Here is a 1,438-nt window from a genome sequence, read left to right as displayed (position 1 = left end):
CTTCTGGTAGGTTTCAGCCGTCACCTCAAGTTCTTCGAGCGTCGGCTCAGCACTCGTCCCGTCTGCTTTGGCTTCAATGCCGACGCTGTAGTCGTGCCGTGACCGGAACTGCTGCGCTTTTGCCATGGCCTCATTCATTTGAGTTCGCAGCTGCTGAAGCCGCATTTCCAGCCACGCGCCTCCTTCCTTGGCTGCGTCAGTCTTGGTTTCGATCTGCTCACGTACGAAGGCATCGGCCGTGGCGTTCGCAATCCTGGCTGCGCCCTCGGGATCAGGAGAGGTGAAGGATATGTCAATCGCGTAGGAAACGCCGACTCGGCGGACGTCGAGGCCGTTGCGGAAAACCAACATGCTCCGACGGAACTTCTGAAAATCGGTCAGCATGGGGGGTGCGGCAGGCTCGCTAAGAGCGAAATGCTGCAGCCAGGCGCTTTTCCGCAGCCCCAAGGCGTCAAGCAGGACAGCTCCGGTCTTCGTCAATCTGTCCCGCAAAGTCGGAGACTGGGAACGATTGAACTGCGCATCGTCGACGAGTTTCAACTGGTCGAGCACCATCGCTGCGATTTTTTCCGACTGCATTACAGCGATCTGGCTTTCCACCTGGGCAGTATCCAGTGACAGATCCACTTCGCCGCCCTCCTGCAGGTGTTGCGGCAATTTCGGCTCGATCAGAATCTGCGCGCTGGCGATGAAAGTTGGGTCGGTGCTCGAATTGTAAAACCCCGCCAACAAGAGAGCCATGGCAAGGCAGGCAATGATAGTTCCAGCGTAGCGGCGCAGAAATTCGGTAATGTCGGAGAGCCCAATGAACTCTTGGCCGGCGGAAGCCTGCTGGTCCGTCATCGAGGGCCATTGATTGGTGAACATGCGATTCATTCAGCTTCTCCTGCAGGCATACGCAGACACCCAGAGCAGCCCGCTCCATGCAGGCGGCCGTTGCATTTGGCCGGTCTTTGCATTGAAAGCCGAGGCCCCGCGATCCCAGACTGCTGCGGAAGATTACTCCCGTGATCCGGAAGGTAAATGCCGCCAATTGGCGTATGCGAAACTTAGGACCCGTGGGGCGGTAGAACGCGCGGCAGCGCTGCTCTCGCGGCGTCGACAAATGACGTCTGCTGTTCCAGCAAGGCCTGCCGTCCGCGGATGATCGCCAGGTTCTGCTCGAGAGTACCGATCTGCGCGGACATGCGTTCGGGACTCTCTCCATTTTCCATCGCTTCCAGGGCGAACGCAGCACAGTCCGTGAACCTTTCCACGCAAGGGCGCAGTGCCGCGATTTCCTTCTCGATGTCCATCTGAATGACCTCCAGAAGACTGGTCAGGCGACCGAACCGCCGTTGGTCGACATTCTGGCCGAATGGGAACCTGAATGCGGTCAGCGGCATGTTGCAGCCATCTTTCTCGTTGCACGCGAGAGGGGACGCACCTTGCAGAATAC

The 1,438-nt window shown here is 58.6% G+C and carries 2 protein-coding genes; both read right to left on the bottom strand.

Translation table 11 applies throughout. The annotated features are described in order from the left end of the window. Positions 1 to 876, bottom strand: an 876-nt coding sequence (locus EN925_RS35635; RefSeq protein ID WP_245487420.1) for a Wzz/FepE/Etk N-terminal domain-containing protein, incomplete at its 3' end; no start/stop codon positions are given. A 173-nt stretch (positions 877 to 1,049) separates the two neighbouring features. Continuing rightward, positions 1,050 to 1,438: hypothetical protein (locus EN925_RS35630; protein ID WP_206633121.1), on the bottom strand; the 389-nt coding region annotated here is incomplete at its 5' end.

The organism is Mesorhizobium sp. M7A.F.Ca.US.006.04.2.1, from assembly GCF_004022915.1.
Lineage (GTDB): Bacteria > Pseudomonadota > Alphaproteobacteria > Rhizobiales > Rhizobiaceae > Mesorhizobium > Mesorhizobium ciceri.
Note: the sequence above shows the minus strand (reverse complement) of the source record. Positions and strands in the feature narration are given on the sequence as shown.